Raw genomic sequence first — 18,383 nt, forward strand, 5'->3', positions numbered from 1 at the left:
GACTTTATCATCGCTTTATCATCGCTTTATCATCGATTTATCAATAGTTAAGCCAGTAGCTACAATTTAACCGATTTTTTCTTCCTTCACTTATAAGAGATGCCCTGCGTGAAACCGACTTTTTGGCAACGATTTACCGCCCCGTTTGTAGAGCCTTATGCCCGTTATCAGCATGCAGATGTTTTGCATGCCATACGTTTGGGTCTGGCTGTACTTATTGCGCTCTTGTTAAATGAGTTTACGCACTTGCCGCATGGTGAGTGGACGACCATTACCGTGTTTGTGATTTTGGGTTTGTTACAATATCAAGGGGCGATTTATACCAAGGCTAAAGAGCGGATATTGGGTACTTTGCTTGGGGTAGTAGTTGGGCTTAGCTTCTTATGGCTGATTAAAGATATCGGTGGGTGGCTGTGGTTGTATTATGGGCTGATTGGCATTATCAGTGGCATCATCGGTTATGTGGCGGTCAAGCAATTGGGCTATATCGGTCTGCTGACAGGTATTACCATGCTGATGATTGTGTCGAGTCCTGACCACAGCAATATTGCCCAAGATGGCTTATATCGCGCGTTCAATATTTTGCTTGGTGCAGGAGTAGCGGTGGCCGCAACGTTAATTTTACCGCTGAAGTCGACGTTGATGTGGCGGTTTTTGTTGGCCAGTAATCTTGAGACGTGCAGCAATTTGTATGCAGGGGTTGGCAATCATATTGATGCGGATGTATTAGTGCCTAAGCCGTTTAAATATAGTAAGGCGACCAGTTCGGCCAGCATTATTTATCCATCGAACAGTTCTATACCAGATACACCCGTCAATAAGTCCTTGGTGAAAGCATTACAAAAAATTAATAAGCGTTTGCTTGCCGTGCGCCCGCATATCGCCGCCACAGCGAGCGAATCTGGGATTGAAAAAGAAACGCTAGAGACCATTCAGCGTACCCATCGTAATATCATTGGTACGATTGATTTACTGTTAAGTGCCGCACCGCGTTTGGCTAATATTGAGATTGACGATGAAAACCATATTTTGCTTATTCATTATCAGCACGAATTGACGCAAGCGATGCAGCATATGGCGGCGGTATTACGTAGTCCAAATGATGAAGTATTTCGACCGATTACGCGCATCGCCGTATCAGAATATCCAAGCGTAGAAAACTTAGGCTTTGAGTGGCAAGGCTATTTTTGGCTGACCCAAACTTTGCAAGTTCAATTGCAGCGACTTAGTGATTTATTACAAACCACCAAACCGCAATGGTTTGCTGCCTCTGGTCTACGCTATCAGCGCCGCGAACAGCGCCGTATCGAGCACAAAGGCAGTGAAACTGATTTGCACTTATAAATATAGTCAATCCTATATAAATCAGATACGGTGTCAGGCTCGCTTAGTCTACTATTGGTAGTGCTTTCGCTCGCCTTCCTTGTATCCAAATTATATTGAACCGACTATAAAAGTTAAATAAAAGCCAAGAAAGAATAAATAAAAAACGCTGACTTTATTAAGTCAGCGTTTTTTTGCGGTAACAGTTGTTAAAAAAGCTATTAAAAACAGCTATCAACAAACAGTAATTAACGACCAGTTTTTAGCTTATCCCAATACTGCTGATAGATTTGCAATGCTTCATCGCCCACATCTTCTTGGAACTCCGCTTTTGCCAGCACGTCTTTGCTCGGATAGATGGTTGGATTGTTTCTCACCTCTTCTGGCATCATCTCACGCGCAGCCATATTAGGCGACGCATAACCAATCTCTTCACTGACGATTTTAGAGTTCTCAGGACGCAGCAAGTAGTCAATAAACTTGTGCGCTGCATCGACTTGTTTGGCGTTTTTAGGAATGACAAAATTATCCATCCACAAGATAGCGCCTTCAGTTGGATATTTATAAACCAAGCTGGTCAAGCCTTCGTTGTTGGCGATAATTGCCTCGCCATTCCAACTCATACCAACCGTGGTTTCGCCTTCCATATAAGGCATACGCGAGGCATCCGAGTTAAAGGTCTTCACATTTGGCATCAAGGTCGTGAGCTTCTCATAAGCGGCTTTGATTTCGTCAGGATTTTTACTATTACCTGAATGCCCAAGGGTCAATAGCGCCATGCCAAACACTTCGCGCATATCGTTCATCAGCATCACTTGCCCTTTATACTCAGGACGCCATAAATCGTTCCAGCTATTTACGGTTGCAGGATCGACCTTGTCACCATTAATGGCAAGACCGGTGCTGCCCCACATATAAGGAATTGAGTATTTGTTCTCTGGATCAACCTTGGTATTGGTAAAAGACGTATCAAGATTCTTAAAATTGCTCAATTTGGATTTATCGAGCTCTTGCAGCAAGCCTTCTTTGGCCATTTTTTCGACATAATATGTTGATGGGATGGCTAAGTCATATTGGCTAGAGTCATCGAGCAATTTAAGCTTGGCATACATGGCTTCATTAGAGTCGAAAGTGGTGTAATTGACCCGAATGCCTGTCTCTTCAGTAAAGCCGTCAAGGATTTCTTGCGGCATATACTCTGACCAGTTATACAGATTGAGCGTTTCAGCACTCGCCGCTGTACCATCAGCCGCCGTATTGTCTGACTTACTACAGCTGGCAAGTGCTAGCCCAACAGCCACGGCTAATAGTGCTTTTGGTAATATACGAGCGCTACGAGCAATGTTGTGGGGCGATAATAAATGAGTCAAAATATCTCTCCTAAATAAGAATGATGCAAATGAGTAAAAAGTTAAATGATAGATAATGGAAGCTAAGGGCTAAATACTAAGTGCTGAATATAAGGTATCGAGCCAGTTGTGAAACTATTATGGCTATGATTGTTAAGAATTTAAAGGGCAAGAAAGAAGTTCGTTCTTCATAATATTGTTAAAAGTGGCGCTGATGAATGGCTGAAGAATGTATAAAATTAAAAATATGAGATTTACTGCTGAATTTGAGTAAGATAATAAGCGTAAATAATCATGCTATGATGAGAGCTGCTTTACCCTTAAGCCATGAGTTTACAACGTGGTTTTTATAAGATGCAAAGAGTACCGATAAAATAAAAATAATCGAATGTTAATTAAATGGTTCGAATTAAAAGAGGCAAAAGATGAATAATCGTAAACGCGCTGGACTGATTACTGCTGTGCTTGGCATAATTGCCTTTATGACCATGTTTAACGCTGGCTCGCCGACACCTATCGTTAATTGGCCGGTTGAGACGTACATGGGTTTGGCATTTACGATTGGCTGGCTGAGTAATGTGCCTGTTTGGTTGGCCTATGTGCTGGCAGCGGTGGTGCTTATTTTGATTGTTGTCGGATTTTATAAAATCGGTAGTTGGCTTTATGGATTGATTGCAGGGAAGAATTGAGTTTATTTATTTTAATCGACTTTTGTGTAACTGAATTATATAATCGTTGTTCATAGGGTGAATCAAAACGTTACGCGCTTTCAAAGCCATAATGCACAAACGCCTTGTCTATAACTTAATAATAGCGTACATATGTCATGAACGAACAAACAGATCAATTTGCTAAATCTAGAAGTATGGCGCGATTAGCAGGGATGGGTATAGCGTTGATATCAGCGGCTACCTTATTCTATATATTCACTGGCAATGCGCAATTGGTGCCACGAATATATGTGATATTACCTTTTATGTTTATGTTAGGAATAGGCTTAGCGTTATATCCTATCAGCAAAGCTGAAACGCTTCACCTGTATGGCACGACTCAAATACCGTTCAAGCATATGCCACTGGGAATGAAAGTTTGCTTTGGAATTGGAATTGTCTTGACGGTGATGTTACTAATACTTCAGATACTATAGTTTAGTCGAGTAGGGTGCGTTCTACAAAGATATCTAGGTTTTAGTATTTTAGTTACTATGCTGGGTTAAAAGCCCAGCTTATAAAAGCAAAAGAGTTTAGCACTCTACTAAGACGCAATATGAAACTGCTCAAGCACCGACTGAATACCGCGCTCCTCAATCGTACCCGTAACAAAGTCTGCGCGCGCAATCAACTCTTGCTTTGCATCACCCATCGCCACCGCATAGCCGACCAAGTCAAACATCTCTAAATCATTCATCCCATCACCAAACGCCATACACTCACTGGCTTCTACCCCATAGTATTGACAGACGTCTTTAATGCCTCGCGCCTTGGATGCCTCTATCGGTAAGATATCTGCGCCGATATGATGCCAATGGACGAGCTTTAACTCGTACTGGGCAAAATCGACGTCCTGCATTTTCTCTTGTTGATTGTTAAAAAATACTGAGCATTGATAGACGGTATTCCCTTTATGATATTCAGGGTCAACGATAGAATTTGGCGTGATGGCATTAAACTCGCGCAAGCGCTCATTTTCACCTGACCAAGCGAGATGGGTGGCAGAGTCAAACTTATGAATCAACTCGCTCTGCTGGCACAGAAGCACGATGGTATCCGTTTGTTCAGCGGACAACGGATAGTGGCTAATCCGACCCTTTTTATCAAAACTATACTGTCCATTCATACAAATAATCGCATCTAAGACATCAGCTTCGAGCAAGGCTAAAATATCTGCTGGCAATATGGCTTTGGAGCGTCCCGTTGAAATCACCAGCTTAATATCAGTACCTGCAAGCTGCTCAAGGGTCGCTTTGTTGTGTTCGGCAATGATGCCATTGCGGCTCAAGGTATCATCGATGTCAAAAAAGATGATCTTGGGTGTCGGAGTGTTGATAGTCATACTTTCTTTGGCGATTTTGTCTTCGATAAACATGATGATCCTATTGTTTTCTAGTCGTTTCAATACCAATGATTTAGATACTACTACAACACACCCAAAGAGATAAATACCTATATAGTAACCTGCGATGATGCAAATTTGGCTACTGCTGCGGTATTCGCTTTGCTGGCATTGCGATTGATTTGCGCTTATTCGAAGGGTTAACAAAAGCCCTAAACGATATAATTAACTTAATATTGGCTATTTATTATAAGGTTAAGATTAACGATCAATATCAGTTAACAAAATGATGAACGGTTTTTATCAGGGTATCCGCTACATAAAGGAGCTAGTATGAAAATTTTTACCTTAAAATCAGTCACCGCTTTGACGGCACTGGCAACATTGGCACTATCTGCCAATGCCTTTGCAATGGATGTTAAGTTTAACGATGCTGCTTGAAATGGCAAAAAAATACCTGAAGGGCAGCAGTGTCTAAACTATGATGGCAAAAATCCAGCCACGCCGAGCATGACGGTCTCAAACATACCGATGGGCGCGGAGAGCTTGGTTTTCGTTTATAACGATGTGAGCAATAAACGTATGCAACATGGTGGACATGGCATTGTAGAGTTTGCCCTACCAGAAGGTGCTACGAGTGCTGAGATTCCACGTGTGTTTGGGCACACTTATGAAGTGTCAGTCGGGATTGAGATGATCGCGGAATATCGTAGCCGTGCAGGGGAAGCGGGAGGGGCGTATAAACCACCTTGTTCAGGTGGTAAAAATCATCTGTATACGGTAGATGTGCAGGCTTGGCAAGGCGATAGTGTGCTTGCTGAGACAACGGTTGAGATGGGTCGGTATTGATTTGATGCCTTGGTCGTTTTAATGAGCGTAAAAAAGCCGTCTATACCGTGTGTATAGACGGCTTTTTAGTAAGAGTAAGTGATGTTTGCAACGTCTGAGCTATGAGTAAGCGTGGGTCAGTGGTATGCTAGGGTTGAGACCGTGCTATAGGAAAATATAGATTAGACTTGTTAACTATTAGACTAATGATATCGCAGTCATTGTGCCAATTTTTATAGTACAATTGTACTCGGAGAAGTAACAGCGTTCTAACTCATTAAAGTTCCAATGCTTATTTCCAGAAATACAATGATGCTAGATGACAAAAAACCACTAAGAAAAAAATTTTATTGATTATACTTTATCTTAAATTAGATCAGGTTTTTATAAATAAGGTTTCTCATGACTATAGCGACAAGCCATACTCCAGAAAGCAAAAAAATAAATGGCGAGCATATTCTTATCAACATGATATATATCGCCAAAAATGTCGACCTAGATTCGGGAATCGAGCTGACTCGCGCGCTTGAGTATTGGCGAAGGTATTTTGAAGAAAATAATATAGCTTCAGCTTTAGTCATTAGTGAAGGTTATTTCGTTCAAAGTTTTCAAGGGACAAGACCCGCTATCAATATTGCCTTAGAAAAAATACTTGACGAGCATTCAACCATTTTTCCCAATATTGTTAATATAGAGGAAATAGAGTCGCGTCAATGGAATGGGTTTTTAGTGAAACATCTAACATCAAGCGCTGAAGATGAAGAGTATGCCCTCAAAAGCTTCTCAGCAGGTTCTGATTATAATCCCTATCTAATGACAAGTGCTCAGATTAAAAGCTTTTTGACAGCAGTTTTTGAAAATGCTGACTCTAACAAGTCTTAGACGATTTTTCTATTCTGATTGTCGTAAAAAAGCCGTCTATACCGTGTGTATAGGCGGCTTTTTAGTTGTTTTCAATATCTTATATTTATAGATCATAAAGGTTGAGTGTTGTAATTCTACATATGTTGTGTATTATCATCTGAGGCGTTCGCTATTTGAATAACTTAAACGGATTATACATATGAAAAAATTGTCTTTATTACTAGTAACGCTTTTAGGTTCATCAATCGTATTAAATAGTTGTGCGACTATCGGTCTTACAGATTATGCCAAAAACGATAATAAAAAGGAGCACACAAAAAACGTTTTATCTGAGAGCGTCATTGCAGTGGGATATCCTAATAAACCTATACAAGGATACGAAGATGCTATGATTCTAGCTGGTAAAAATTATAGTTTTTTGGTAGAGCCTGTAGTCTCTGCTAATACGCAATCTGATCTGTTTAAAAGAATTTTCGCTCAAGTGGATTTAGGCTCATTATATATCGACACTCAATCTTCATATACCAATCGTAATATTCAACAAAAAACTCAAGCTGGTTCCAATGAGCTTATTCTAGATGTAGAAAATGATGAATCAAATCAAATTAAAAACGTACCTACAACTGTTGGCTTGCTATATGCTAAGCCGATTAGTGCCCTAAAGATTAACGAGCAATCAAAGTTAGAAAGTTTTGGATTTGAATGTAAGACAGCCATTGTTACTGAGCAAAAAAATTTAATTTGTCAGCGTGCAGTAAACGTTGAGCTGACGGTAGCTTCTGCAGTACAAAACATTAATGACGTCAATTATAAGCTCAAGCAGCCCTTAAATATCCAGTTGAATTATAAGTGGGAGACAGGCAGTAACGCTAATAAGTTTAGCGCGGTTCTACTACCAGTTGCCATGGCAGTAGATATCGTCACTCTACCTATTCAAGCTATAGGTTTTCTAGTTCTTAAAGAAGCTTTGGCAGATGGTTACTAAATTTTAAGAGATTTAGTAGGGAAATAAGGCAGGTATGGTGTTATTAATGCACAGAATAGTTATTTGTTTTTATTAGCGCCAAGAAGCCGTTTATACATTGTGTATAGGCGGTTTTTCAGTGGGTGGCATTTGCCTTATGTTTACTGAGTGAGTTAGCTTTGATTAAATCACAACTGATATGCATGCTTAAAAACTGATAAAACTAATGCAATACATATAACCATGAAGATTATTGTAATAGGCATTAACGCTGCTATAATTTTAATTAATAATGAAGGAGGTCTGGAAGGTGCGCCATAATTATTTATGCCAATATCTCCTTTAACAAATACAAGGCATAGCCACAATATTATATTAATCATTGGAATGAACCACAAAAGAGATACCCACCCCGATTTATTCAAGTCATTAAGCCTGCGTTTGCTAGGTGTGAGTAAGATATAGAAATATACTAAAAACGTTAAAATACCAATCAAAAAAATTAAAGTATTAGCAATTAGGCTGTCGCTACCAAATAAGTACGAGATAGCCTCAAATAATCCACCAGCAATTAAAACTAGAGGTATGAGCATGATATTAAGCAATAGGCTGTATACTAAGAAGCGAATGCGACCTATTCTTCCATGAATTGAATAAAGTGATTCTTGATTATAATCACTTGATACTTGCTCATGCATTTCTACCCTTAGAATCTAGTTGTTAATGAGATGGTATTTACAGTGGTTTTTCGAATATTACCAGTCTTATAGGTGTATGGAACGCACCTTACGCCTAATATTATCGGGAGAAAAATTCCGCACTAGGCTAGTTTCTCTAATTTGATGCTTAAATTTTATAACTATTTTTTCTACGATTATTTTTACGTTGTCTACGCTTTCTCCATTCTAAATTTCCTTTTTGGTATGTTGCTAAGTCTTCAACATAACTCGATTTATTTAGCCATATTATCTCTACAATAAATGTTGGGAACATAAGTAATAGAAATAACCAGATTGAAAAGTCTAGGATATTATTATTTAAAAGGAATAAAAAATTTACTATCATCACCAGTAAGAAAGTAATGAACCAGTTTTGAGACAGTTGCAGTTCATTCAAGTAGTAGCGTTCATCATGACGATGGTTCTTGATCTTGATAAGTTTTTTCTTACGGGACCATATTTGAAAGTTTTTGAACACTAAAGGTGCTTTACTAAAGTAGCCTTTTACTTTAGAGAAAGCCCATACTACTATAAGGAGTGCTACTCCATTAACTAAAGTTTCTAGTTTGATCATTTCCCAAAAATAATTTACCATCACCCAACCTCAACACTCGTCACATTCTGAAAGCCTCTTGGCAATTGTCCACCTCGATTACCACGACTGCCCGTATAATTAGCCAAATCATTTGGTTTTAGCGTCACATGGCGTTTGCCAGCGGTAATAATTAGGCTGTCTTGCTGACTGAGTGGCGTGATGGCAAGTACTTCTTCACCGTCTTTTAATTTAATCATTTTATTACCTTTACCACGAGCCTGTTCAGGCAAATCATCAAGAGCAAATATCAATAGATAGCCCGCATTGGTCACAACGGCAACATGATCAGGCGTCGCGCTTGCGGTGCTGTTCTCACCTTCGGCATTTTCGTTATTAGCATTGGCAGTCATATCCGCTGGCGCATCGATCCGCGCAACAGGTAGCAAGCTGCTATTAGCGGCTAGATTAATGATATTTTTCCCCGCTTTTTGATTGCTATCGAGATTGCCGATGGTGTTGATAAAACCATAACCTGCTGAGCTTGCAAGGATGATACGCTGATCATCAGCACCCGTTAATAGCTGCCCAAAGCTAGCACCTGCTGGCGGTTTTAGTACGCTAGTCAATGGATCGCCTTGACCGCGTGCCGAGGCGAGGCTATGCGCGTCGATGCTATAGCTGCGTCCAGTGCTATCGAGCACGTAGATTCTCTCATTGGATTTGCCGCGCACGTGTGCTTGATAGCTGTCACCTGAGCGATAGGTCATGCCAGCAGCATCGACGTCGTGACCTTTGGCGGCACGAATCCAGCCTGCTTTCGATAGGATAGCAGTGACAGGCTCGCTTGGTACGAGGTCAGACTCTTTGAGCGCTTGCGCTTCCTCGCGTTCCGCCAATTGCGATACGCGCTCGTTGCCGTGTTCCTTCATGTCGGCGGTCAGCTCGTCAATCATCAGATTGGTCAGACTGTCTGGATTGTCCAAGTACTCTTGAATGATGGCGCGCTCGGCTGCTAGCTCGTCTTGCTCACGGCGCAGCTCAATCTCCTCTAACTTAGCCAGCTGACGCAAACGAATATCCAAAATAGCATTGGCTTGAATCTCAGTGAGGTCATAATCTTGCATTAACGATAATTTTGGATCGTCCTCTTCGCGAATGATGCGAATGACTTCATCGATATTAAGATAAGCAATCAGCAAACCTGCGAGGATATGTAAGCGCTTGTCGATTTTATCAAGGCGATATTGCAGACGACGGGTGACAACTGAGCGGCGACAGACCAGCCATTCATCAAGAATTTCTTTTAGGTTTTTAACCTGCGGCTTACCGTTTAGGCCAATCATATTCATATTGACGCGGTAATTGCTTTCTAGATCCGTACTGGCAAACAGATGGCTCATGACGCGAGCCACATCGACTCGAGTTGATTTGAGCTCAAGTACGATACGGCAAGCGTTTTCATGATCTGACTCATCATGGATATCAGTAATCCACGGCAACTTTTTGTCCGTCATCAGCTTGGCGATCTGCTCTTGAATTTTGTTGCCGGATACTTGGTAAGGCAGCGCATCGATGATGACGAGATTTTTCTCTTTCGGGTCGACATGATAGGTGGCACGCATTTTATAGCTACCGCGTCCAGTCTCATACATCGCTTGTAAGTCTTTCTTACTGGTTATGATTTCAGCAGGGGTTGGCAGATCAGGTGCTGGTATTGATTGCGTGAGCTGCTTCACCGACAGCTCGGGATTTTTGAGCAAACGAATCGCTGCACGTACCACCTCATTAAGATTATGTGGCGGAATGTCTGTTGCCATACCGACTGCGATGCCCGTTGTACCATTTAATAGTATGTTAGGCAGGCGGGCAGGGAGGGTGGTTGGCTCTTGCATCGTACCGTCAAAGTTGTCTTGCCAATCGACCGTGCCTTGTCCTAACTCTGCAAGTAAAGTATTGGCATAAGCCGACATTTTCGCTTCGGTATAACGCATAGCGGCAAAGGATTTTGGATCATCGGGACTACCCCAGTTACCTTGACCCGTAATGAGCGGATAGCGATAGCTGAACGGCTGCGCCATCAGAACCATGGCCTCATAACAAGCACTGTCGCCATGCGGGTGGTATTTACCTAAGACGTCACCAACGGTACGCGCAGATTTTTTCGCCTTTGCCGTTGATTTTAGCCCCAGCTCACTCATGGCGTAAACAATGCGGCGCTGGACAGGTTTTAGGCCATCGGCGATATTTGGTAACGCCCGATCCATGATGACGTACATCGCATAGTTGAGATAGGCCTGCTCAGTGAACTCTGCGACTGAGCGAGTATCCATCGGTTCATTGGGAATAATAGGGTCAATCGTATGATCAATAACATCAGACATAAAATAGGGTTCACTTATCAGTTTTAATAGGTATAAATAATTGGTGCAAGCGTACAAATAGGATAGCGCTATCGTAAAGGATATTGGCAAAATTAAAAAGGCATAAGTCAGAATAGACGACAGGTCGTGACGTGCTGGATAATGATAAAGAGAGTACACGGCGTAACTTTGTGACCTTAATAGAGCTTGCTAATGCCCTTGATAGTAAAGGTAAAAAATAGTTAACGATAAAACACTATAAAGAGTATTAATGAATAAATGTTTGCTAATAAATTGCTGGAAAATTATCTATTATTGCTATTAAGGTTTTGATAACTATAAAATTATTGACCGTCAAGACAGTTTGCGAACTCAAGTAGCAATCTTTTATATTGAGTAGTCTGTATAAAGTGTGTATGTTAATGAACAGAGGGCTATTTACCGCTATATTGTTTGCTCATCACCATATGATTGCCTCACAGCCAAGCTTGCTATTACGATGACAAGCCTGCGCTCTGAGTTTTTATATTTTTATCACACTGTGATTCGCATGGGTTGACGGTAGCGTACTATTACTAGGAGAGAAAAGATTATGGAAAATCACAGTAACCTAATTCGTCGTAACGATAAAGTATGGGTCAAAACTTATGAAAAGCTTGGTATTCAATACGACATTGAGATGCCAGCCGCTAATACTTCTTTAATCGATATATTTGAGCAGAATTTTACGAAGCACGCTGGTAAGACAGCGTTTGTCTGTATGGATGCAAAACTCTCCTACGAAGATTTAGATCGTTATAGCAAACAAATTGCTGCCTACTTGCAATCACTTGGGTTAAAAAAAGGCGATAAAGTCGGCGTTATGATGCCAAATATCTTGCAACTACCTGTTGCGGTATTGGGTGTGCTGCGTGCTGGCATGACCTTGGTTAACGTTAACCCGCTTTACACCTCAAAAGAGCTTGAGCATCAACTAACAGACTCTGATACCAAAGCATTATTTATTTTAGAAAACTTCGCCAAAACCTATGAAGACATTGGTAAGGACTTGGTTGACCATGTCATCGTGACGTCAATGGGTGATTTGATGAGTCCATTGAAAGGCTTTATCGTCAATATGGTCGTGCGTCACGTGAAGAAGCTTGTACCTGACTATAACCTTAAAAACAGCACCAACTTCAAAACAGCACTGAATCGCTTCTCAGCCAAAAATTACAAACGTCCAGATAACATCTGCCTTGATGATATTGCTGTTTTGCAATATACCGGCGGTACCACAGGTGTCGCTAAAGGGGCAATGCTCACGCATGGTAATTTAGTCGCCAACCTAATTCAGTGTGACACCTATCTTGGCGATGCTTTTGATAAGTTTGAAGGTATGGATGAGCAGCCAGTTATCATGACCGCCTTGCCGCTATATCATATTTTCTCGTTTACCGTTTGCGGCATGTTTGGTTTATATCGTGGTTGTATTGGGTTACTGGTACCAAACCCACGTGACGGTGCAAGCTTAATCAAAGCTTATAAAGATTATCCACCAGCGTTTTTCCCAGCAGTTAATACGCTGTTTAATGCGTTGGCAAATAGCGATCCATTTAAAGCCTTAGATCATAGCAAGCTTGAGATGTCGATGGGCGGTGGTATGGCAGTATTAAAAGACACCGCTGACAAATGGCAAAAAATTACTGGTAATGTGATCGTACAAGGCTATGGTCTGTCAGAGACGTCTCCTGTGGCATCAGCAAACCCAGAAGGTACGGGCGAATTCTCAGGCAATATTGGTCTGCCGATGCCAGCGACAGACATGGCTATCTTGGATGAAGAAGGCAATGAGGTCGCACTGGGTGAGCGCGGCGAGATTTGTGTTCGTGGTCCGCAGGTTATGAAAGGCTATTGGAAACGTGATGATGCCACCGCTGAAGTTATGACCTCTGACGGTTATTTCCGTACGGGTGATATCGGCGTGATGGATGAAGAAGGCTACTTTAAAATCGTTGATCGTAAAAAGAATATGATTTTGGTATCTGGCTTTAACGTCTATCCAAACGAAGTCGAAGATGTGATGTCAGGTCATCCAAAGATTTTAGAGTGTGGTGTCATCGGTATCGAAGACGAAAAGAGCGGCGAAGTGCCAAAGATTTATGTCGTGCGTAGTGATGACAGTTTGACTAAAGAAGAAGTGCTTGCTTATAGCAAAGAGAATTTAACTGGTTATAAGCGTCCTCGTTATGTTGAGTTCATCGATGAGTTGCCGAAGTCAAATGTCGGTAAGATTTTGCACAAAGATTTGCGCGTGCTGGAAGAAAAGAACCACGGTTAATCAGCTAGCTTTCAGCGGCAGAGTATTTTTATGAGTGTCTGCTACTGTTTGTTAGGCACTCGTAAAGTCATCATGATAAGTCACCACGATACTAATGATAAAAATTAACGCTACAAACTAACGCTACGAACTAAATCTGAAAGAAACTATCAGGATGCTAAGTCGTCGTGATAGTGGTGGTTGTGATACTGGGTGTCGTGATCCAAAAATGGTAAGGTTGCTGGTATGCTGCCTTATCATTTTTTGTATTTATTGCTTTTTTTGTCGCTATGACCCAGTCAGGTAGAGATAGAGAATTTTTAGCAAAACTGCTATAGTGCTTACCGACATATTTGTTTATTTATCGACGAGATGACGTTAGTTTTGCGCTATATCTCTGATAAAACTATCAGGGATAAAGGGGTTTTTAATTCGGCAATGCCGAGTTATTGTGCTATTTATTAAGGACTTAACGTTGCGCTCTGATTGACAAAGCTTGTAAGTGATAAACCTTTTTTGTTACCACGTTTTTTATTCACAAGCTTCTGCTGTCATTGATCAATCACAAAAAATAATGGTGTTTTCATTAGATTATTCTACGTTTTTAACGGTAACATTTAGGGAAAATTATGACCGACAGTATCAATAAAGAGATCACAAACGATAACGCTGCAATGAATAATAAAGACAGCGTATTTCCTACTATGCCGACGATAGATAGTGACAGCCCCTGGTTGAAAACTTATGAGCGTTATGGCATTGATGCGACTATCGATATGCCTGATGACAATACCTCTTTACTTGATGTGTTTGAGCGTAACTTTAGCCGTTATGGGAAAAAAACGGCTTATATTTGTATGGGTGCATCGATTAGTTTTAAGGAATTGGATTTATACAGTCGCCAAATTGCCAGTTATTTACAGTCATTAGGCTTGGTAACAGGTGATAAAGTTGGGGTGATGATGCCCAACCTCCTGCAATATCCAGTGGTTGCTTTGGGGATCATCCGTGCAGGTATGGTGTTGGTCAACGTCAACCCTTTATATACCAGCCGAGAGTTATCGCATCAGCTGCATGATAGTGGCACCAAAGCCCTATTCATCGTAGAGAACTTTGCGAACACCTATCAAGAGGCAGAAGACAAAGGTCAGGTTGAGCATGTCATCGTTTGTAAGATTGGCGATATGCTAGGAGCAGTGAAAGGAGCCGTCGTTAACCTCGTTGCGCGCCATGTCAAAAAAATGATTCCGGCTTATAGTCTGCCAAACAGCGTGAGTTTTAAGCACGCTTTAAATGCAGTATCAGCCAGCAAATATAAGCGCCCTGATTTGAATTTAAGCGACGTGGCATTATTGCAATATACGGGCGGTACGACAGGGGTTGCCAAAGGTGCAATGCTGTCCCACGGTAACTTAGTTGCCAATATGCTACAGATTAGTGCATTGATGGACAGTGCATTTGATGATGATGTTGATGCCAATGATGTCATCCTGACGGCACTACCGCTATATCATGTATTCTCATTTATGGTCTGCGGCATGTATGGCATGTACCGAGGTTATGCAGGCTTGCTTATCCCAAACCCTCGTGATTTGGATGGTTTGATTAAAGAGATGGCCAAATACAAACCCGCCTTTATCCCTGCGGTGAATACTTTGTTCAACGGTCTAGTACACAAAGACGGCTTTGCAGACTTAGATTTCTCTAACCTAAAAGCGTCTATCGGTGGCGGTATGTCTGTCTTGCCAAGCGTGGCAAAAGAGTGGCATAAAATCACTGGTCTGCCTATCGTGGAAGGTTATGGTTTGTCAGAAACTTCACCAGTGGCTGCTTTTAACCCGATGACCATTGCTGAATTCACGGGTAAAATTGGTATCCCTGCCTCTAGCACCGATATAATACTAATCGATGATGATGAAAATGAAGTCGCATTGGGTGATCGCGGCGAGATTTGTGTCAAAGGGCCGCAGGTGATGATAGGTTATCAAAATCGTCCAGAGGAAACAGCTGAAACGTTTACTGCCAATGGCTTTCTGAAAACTGGCGATATCGGTATCATGGACGAAAAAGGCTTTATTAAAATCGTTGACCGCAAAAAAGACATGATTTTGGTCTCTGGTTTTAACGTTTATCCGAACGAAATTGAAGAAGCCATGAGCGAGCATCCAGCTGTGGTAGAATGCGGCGCTATCGGTATTCCAAACGATGACCGCGGTGAAGAACCAAAGTTGTTTGTGGTCAAAAAAGGCGATGTGACTGAGCAAGAGTTGCTTGATTTTGGTAAAAAGCAACTGACTGGTTACAAGCGTCCGCGTCACATACAGTTCGTCGATGAATTACCAAAATCAAACGTGGGTAAAATCCTGCGTAAAGAATTGCGTAAGATGGAAGGGTTAGAATAAAGTTGGTGCTATTTCTTGGTTAAGCCAATGACTGGCTCAAGTAGCGGCGCAATAGCTCGAACGAATCTTGCTATTGCGCCGCTGCCACGTTAGGATATCTCAATATTTACGTCTGCTATGGCATCCAATCATTATTTATTTTAGCTTGTTAATAGTTTGCTAGATAAATGGTGGTTAGCCACATAATGACAGACACCTCATTTTATGACACCGCCTTTAAAACATTGTACTAGGGATTTTTATGCGTATTGACAATCGTGAGCTTGACCAACTTCGCTCGATCAGCTTTGAGCGCCATTATACTAAGCATGCCGAAGGGTCAGTGTTAGTCAGCTTTGGTGATACCAAAGTATTGTGTACCGCTAGTGTTGAATCTGGCGTACCGCGTTGGCTCAAAGGTAAAGGCAAAGGTTGGATCACTGCTGAGTATGGCATGCTGCCACGCGCGACCAATACTCGTAACCAACGTGAAGCGGCACGTGGTAAACAATCAGGTCGTACCCAAGAAATCCAGCGTTTGATTGGTCGTAGCTTACGAGCGATGATTGACCTGAGTAAGCTGGGTGAAAATACCATTTATCTTGATTGTGATGTTTTGCAAGCCGATGGCGGTACTCGTACTGCTAGTGTGACGGGGGCTGCTATTGCGCTTATCGATGCATTAGAGAGTATCCAAAAAAGCAAAAAACTCAAGGCAGATCCACTGATTGGTTTGGTCGCTGCGGTCTCTGTTGGTATGAAAGACGGCAAAGCGTATCTAGATTTGAACTATGAAGAAGATGCCAGCTGTGATACTGATTTGAATGTGGTTATGACCCAAAAAGGCGAATTTATTGAGCTACAAGGAACGGCGGAAGAAAAGCCATTTACCCGCGCTCAAGCCGATGATATGCTGATTCTTGCCGAAAAAGGCATCGCTGAGCTGATTGCCATGCAAAAAACAGCCTTGGGTTGGTAGTCGTATTGATGACTACTTGCTCATCGTATTTTCATTAAAATTTTACTTTCTTATTATTCTGTAACAGGTAGTCATGCATGCTCAAGCTGACCGACGATGGTGCCAAAATCACGCTACAAGATCAGCCCAAAACGACTGATGATGGCATGTTTTGGTTTGGCTCAGCATTATTGGTTGGGGCAGTGGCAGTTGCTTTGGCTATGAGTCTGCTGCCTGAGCGCTTGGCTATAGGAGCATTGGCGCTACTGATTATTGGTAGCTTTATCTTTAATCAAAAACGCCAACAACAGAAAAAAGCCATGGCTGGTGTTATCAGCAGCGGCATCTTGTGGCTGCGTGCTGGTGAGCTGGTGCATGACAATCAAGGTAAGCGTGAGCATATTCAGTTGACCGACGGTGATAAAGTCATGCTTATTGGTGAGCAGTTACAGATTGTTGATTGTGATGATATACGCAAATACCATATTAGCGGCTTTGATAGTATCCAAGAGGCAACCGCTGCCAAAGCTATTTTGCAGGGTCAAGCATTGGGCAAGCGGCATGTGAATATCAAAATGAGTAACGATTAACTTATTTCTTAGCCAATCATCTACTGGATTGGGTTATAAAAACCTAAGTGACTTTATCTAAGTAATATTTTATTTCAGCAGTATTCTATCTCAGCAATTTTTTATCTACGCAGTATTTAATCTAAAACTGCTTATTCTATTTCCTTTTTACTTAGCGCCAGCTCTCTATCGTTCTTCTACGTGTTCCTCTTATCTAACCATTAGTCTGTATTTTTATACCTTTTATCGGTCATTTGAGCCGAATAATGCTTGCAGCGTCATGTCTAAATGGTTTATAAGTAAGATTAGAAAGTCCTATTATTATGGTTTATGTTGTCATTTATATTTTATTGACAAGGAGTTGGTCATGTCGCGTTTGCCTGTGTCTATGTCGTCGTCGGTTACAGCGTCGTGCAGTCTTTTATTGTTTACCGTTGGCTTAGTAGGTCAAGCCCATGCAGATAGTATGAGTGCGCTGATCGCCCAAAAATCTGTGCAATCTGATTTTAGTGCACGCTATACACCATCATACTCTTCCGTGCCCTCTGCCAAAGTCAGTACTCGTTCTACCATTCAACGTGCAGGAACTTATCGCTCAAATTCTGCCAGTACTCCACCAGTGGTTCAGACATCCTATCGTTATCCTGAAGTAGCGCGTCAAGCACCAGCAGTGATGCCCGCTTTTTTATCGGGTAATTATGATAATGTCGATAGCGAGTATTTACCGTTACTGAGCAGTGCGGAGATGCAGAGTAGTTTGGCCGCCCGTGAAGTGGTTAGCACCGCCCGCAAGATGGCGCTGAACGAGCGTGCGATCATTCAAGGTGGCTGCTGGGACTATCTCAATGCCGTATTTAAACGCGCCGGGGTGACACGCGATACCATTCATAAAGGTACTTATGGTCAAGGTCCGTATGCCAATAGTGGCGAGATTGAAGTTGGGGATTGGCTCTATTATATCAATCATGGCTACAATGGCGTCGAGCATAGTGGACTGTTTGTTGGCTGGGTTGATGAGCGCGCAAAGCAAGCGCTAATCCTCAGCTATGCGGGCGAAAACCGCCGCGAACCTGCGCGTTACCGTGTTTATGATTTGAGTAATGTCTATCAAATCATGCGCCCTAGTGTTTAAGGTGTCATATTTATGATGTCCTAAAAAAAGCGTCCGTTATTTTAATAAGT

The 18,383-nt window shown here is 41.8% G+C and carries 15 protein-coding genes; 10 read left to right on the forward strand and 5 right to left on the reverse strand.

Annotated elements, in window-relative coordinates; all coding sequences use genetic code 11:
* Positions 1-99: 99 nt before the first annotated feature.
* Positions 100-1,344 carry an FUSC family protein gene (locus I3252_RS01535; RefSeq protein WP_201554826.1) on the forward strand — a complete coding sequence of 415 codons (1,245 nt, stop codon included), beginning with the start codon at positions 100-102 and terminating at the stop codon, positions 1,342-1,344.
* A 227-nt stretch (positions 1,345-1,571) separates the two neighbouring features.
* Here I3252_RS01535 and I3252_RS01540 read toward each other — a convergent pair whose 3' ends face one another.
* Positions 1,572-2,693, reverse strand: a complete 1,122-nt coding sequence (locus I3252_RS01540) for an extracellular solute-binding protein (protein ID WP_238033999.1) — start codon at positions 2,691-2,693, stop codon at positions 1,572-1,574.
* Between the two features lie 404 nt (positions 2,694-3,097).
* On the opposite strand from I3252_RS01540, the gene I3252_RS01545 reads away from it, so the two are divergent.
* Complete coding sequence (locus I3252_RS01545; RefSeq protein ID WP_238034000.1) at positions 3,098-3,361, forward strand: hypothetical protein; 264 nt, start codon at positions 3,098-3,100, stop codon at positions 3,359-3,361.
* 565 nt (positions 3,362-3,926) lie between these two features.
* Here I3252_RS01545 and I3252_RS01550 read toward each other — a convergent pair.
* Positions 3,927-4,757, reverse strand: coding sequence for a Cof-type HAD-IIB family hydrolase (locus tag I3252_RS01550; protein ID WP_238034001.1), 831 nt, complete (start codon positions 4,755-4,757; stop codon positions 3,927-3,929).
* Positions 4,758-5,234: 477 nt separating this feature from the next.
* On the opposite strand from I3252_RS01550, the gene I3252_RS01555 reads away from it, so the two are divergent.
* The 3 genes from I3252_RS01555 (at position 5,235) to I3252_RS01565 (ending at position 7,401) form a co-directional block, all read left to right on the forward strand.
* The gene (locus I3252_RS01555) at positions 5,235-5,573 is read left to right on the forward strand and encodes a hypothetical protein (RefSeq protein WP_238034002.1); all 339 of its coding nucleotides are present in this window, start codon (positions 5,235-5,237) and stop codon (positions 5,571-5,573) included.
* Positions 5,574-5,954: 381 nt separating this feature from the next.
* Positions 5,955-6,434, forward strand: a complete 480-nt coding sequence (locus I3252_RS01560) for a BLUF domain-containing protein (protein ID WP_238034003.1) — start codon at positions 5,955-5,957, stop codon at positions 6,432-6,434.
* A gap of 181 nt (positions 6,435-6,615) precedes the next feature.
* Positions 6,616-7,401: a hypothetical protein gene (locus tag I3252_RS01565; RefSeq protein ID WP_238034004.1), complete on the forward strand. Its 786-nt coding sequence runs from the start codon at positions 6,616-6,618 to the stop codon at positions 7,399-7,401.
* Between the two features lie 167 nt (positions 7,402-7,568).
* Here the strand turns inward: I3252_RS01565 and I3252_RS01570 are convergent, their stop codons facing one another.
* The 3 genes from I3252_RS01570 to parC form a co-directional block, all read right to left on the reverse strand.
* Positions 7,569-8,078 (reverse strand): DUF805 domain-containing protein, encoded by a 510-nt coding sequence (locus tag I3252_RS01570; protein WP_193009067.1) that lies wholly within the window; start codon positions 8,076-8,078, stop codon positions 7,569-7,571.
* Between the two features lie 148 nt (positions 8,079-8,226).
* The gene (locus I3252_RS01575) at positions 8,227-8,694 is read right to left on the reverse strand and encodes an AC76 family protein (RefSeq protein WP_193009066.1); all 468 of its coding nucleotides are present in this window, start codon (positions 8,692-8,694) and stop codon (positions 8,227-8,229) included.
* Positions 8,694-11,015, reverse strand: coding sequence for a DNA topoisomerase IV subunit A (gene parC / locus I3252_RS01580; RefSeq protein WP_238034005.1), 2,322 nt, complete (start codon positions 11,013-11,015; stop codon positions 8,694-8,696). The genes I3252_RS01575 and parC overlap by 1 nt, the downstream gene beginning before the upstream one ends.
* A 571-nt stretch (positions 11,016-11,586) precedes the next feature.
* Here parC and I3252_RS01585 point away from each other — a divergent pair.
* The 5 genes from I3252_RS01585 (at position 11,587) to I3252_RS01605 (ending at position 18,333) form a co-directional block, all read left to right on the forward strand.
* Positions 11,587-13,314, forward strand: a complete 1,728-nt coding sequence (locus I3252_RS01585) for an AMP-binding protein (protein WP_238034006.1) — start codon at positions 11,587-11,589, stop codon at positions 13,312-13,314.
* Between the two features lie 608 nt (positions 13,315-13,922).
* Positions 13,923-15,695, forward strand: coding sequence for an AMP-binding protein (locus I3252_RS01590; RefSeq protein WP_193009063.1), 1,773 nt, complete (start codon positions 13,923-13,925; stop codon positions 15,693-15,695).
* 241 nt (positions 15,696-15,936) lie between these two features.
* Entirely contained in the window at positions 15,937-16,653 is a 717-nt protein-coding gene (gene rph / locus I3252_RS01595) for a ribonuclease PH (RefSeq protein WP_045443953.1), read from the forward strand.
* Between the two features lie 77 nt (positions 16,654-16,730).
* Complete coding sequence (locus I3252_RS01600) at positions 16,731-17,222, forward strand: hypothetical protein (RefSeq protein ID WP_238034007.1); 492 nt, start codon at positions 16,731-16,733, stop codon at positions 17,220-17,222.
* 346 nt (positions 17,223-17,568) lie between these two features.
* Complete coding sequence (locus I3252_RS01605) at positions 17,569-18,333, forward strand: hypothetical protein (protein ID WP_238034008.1); 765 nt, start codon at positions 17,569-17,571, stop codon at positions 18,331-18,333.
* The last annotated feature ends 50 nt before the right edge of the window (positions 18,334-18,383 follow it).

It is taken from the genome of Psychrobacter sp. Ps4, assembly GCF_022129285.1.
Classification (GTDB): domain Bacteria; phylum Pseudomonadota; class Gammaproteobacteria; order Pseudomonadales; family Moraxellaceae; genus Psychrobacter; species Psychrobacter immobilis_A.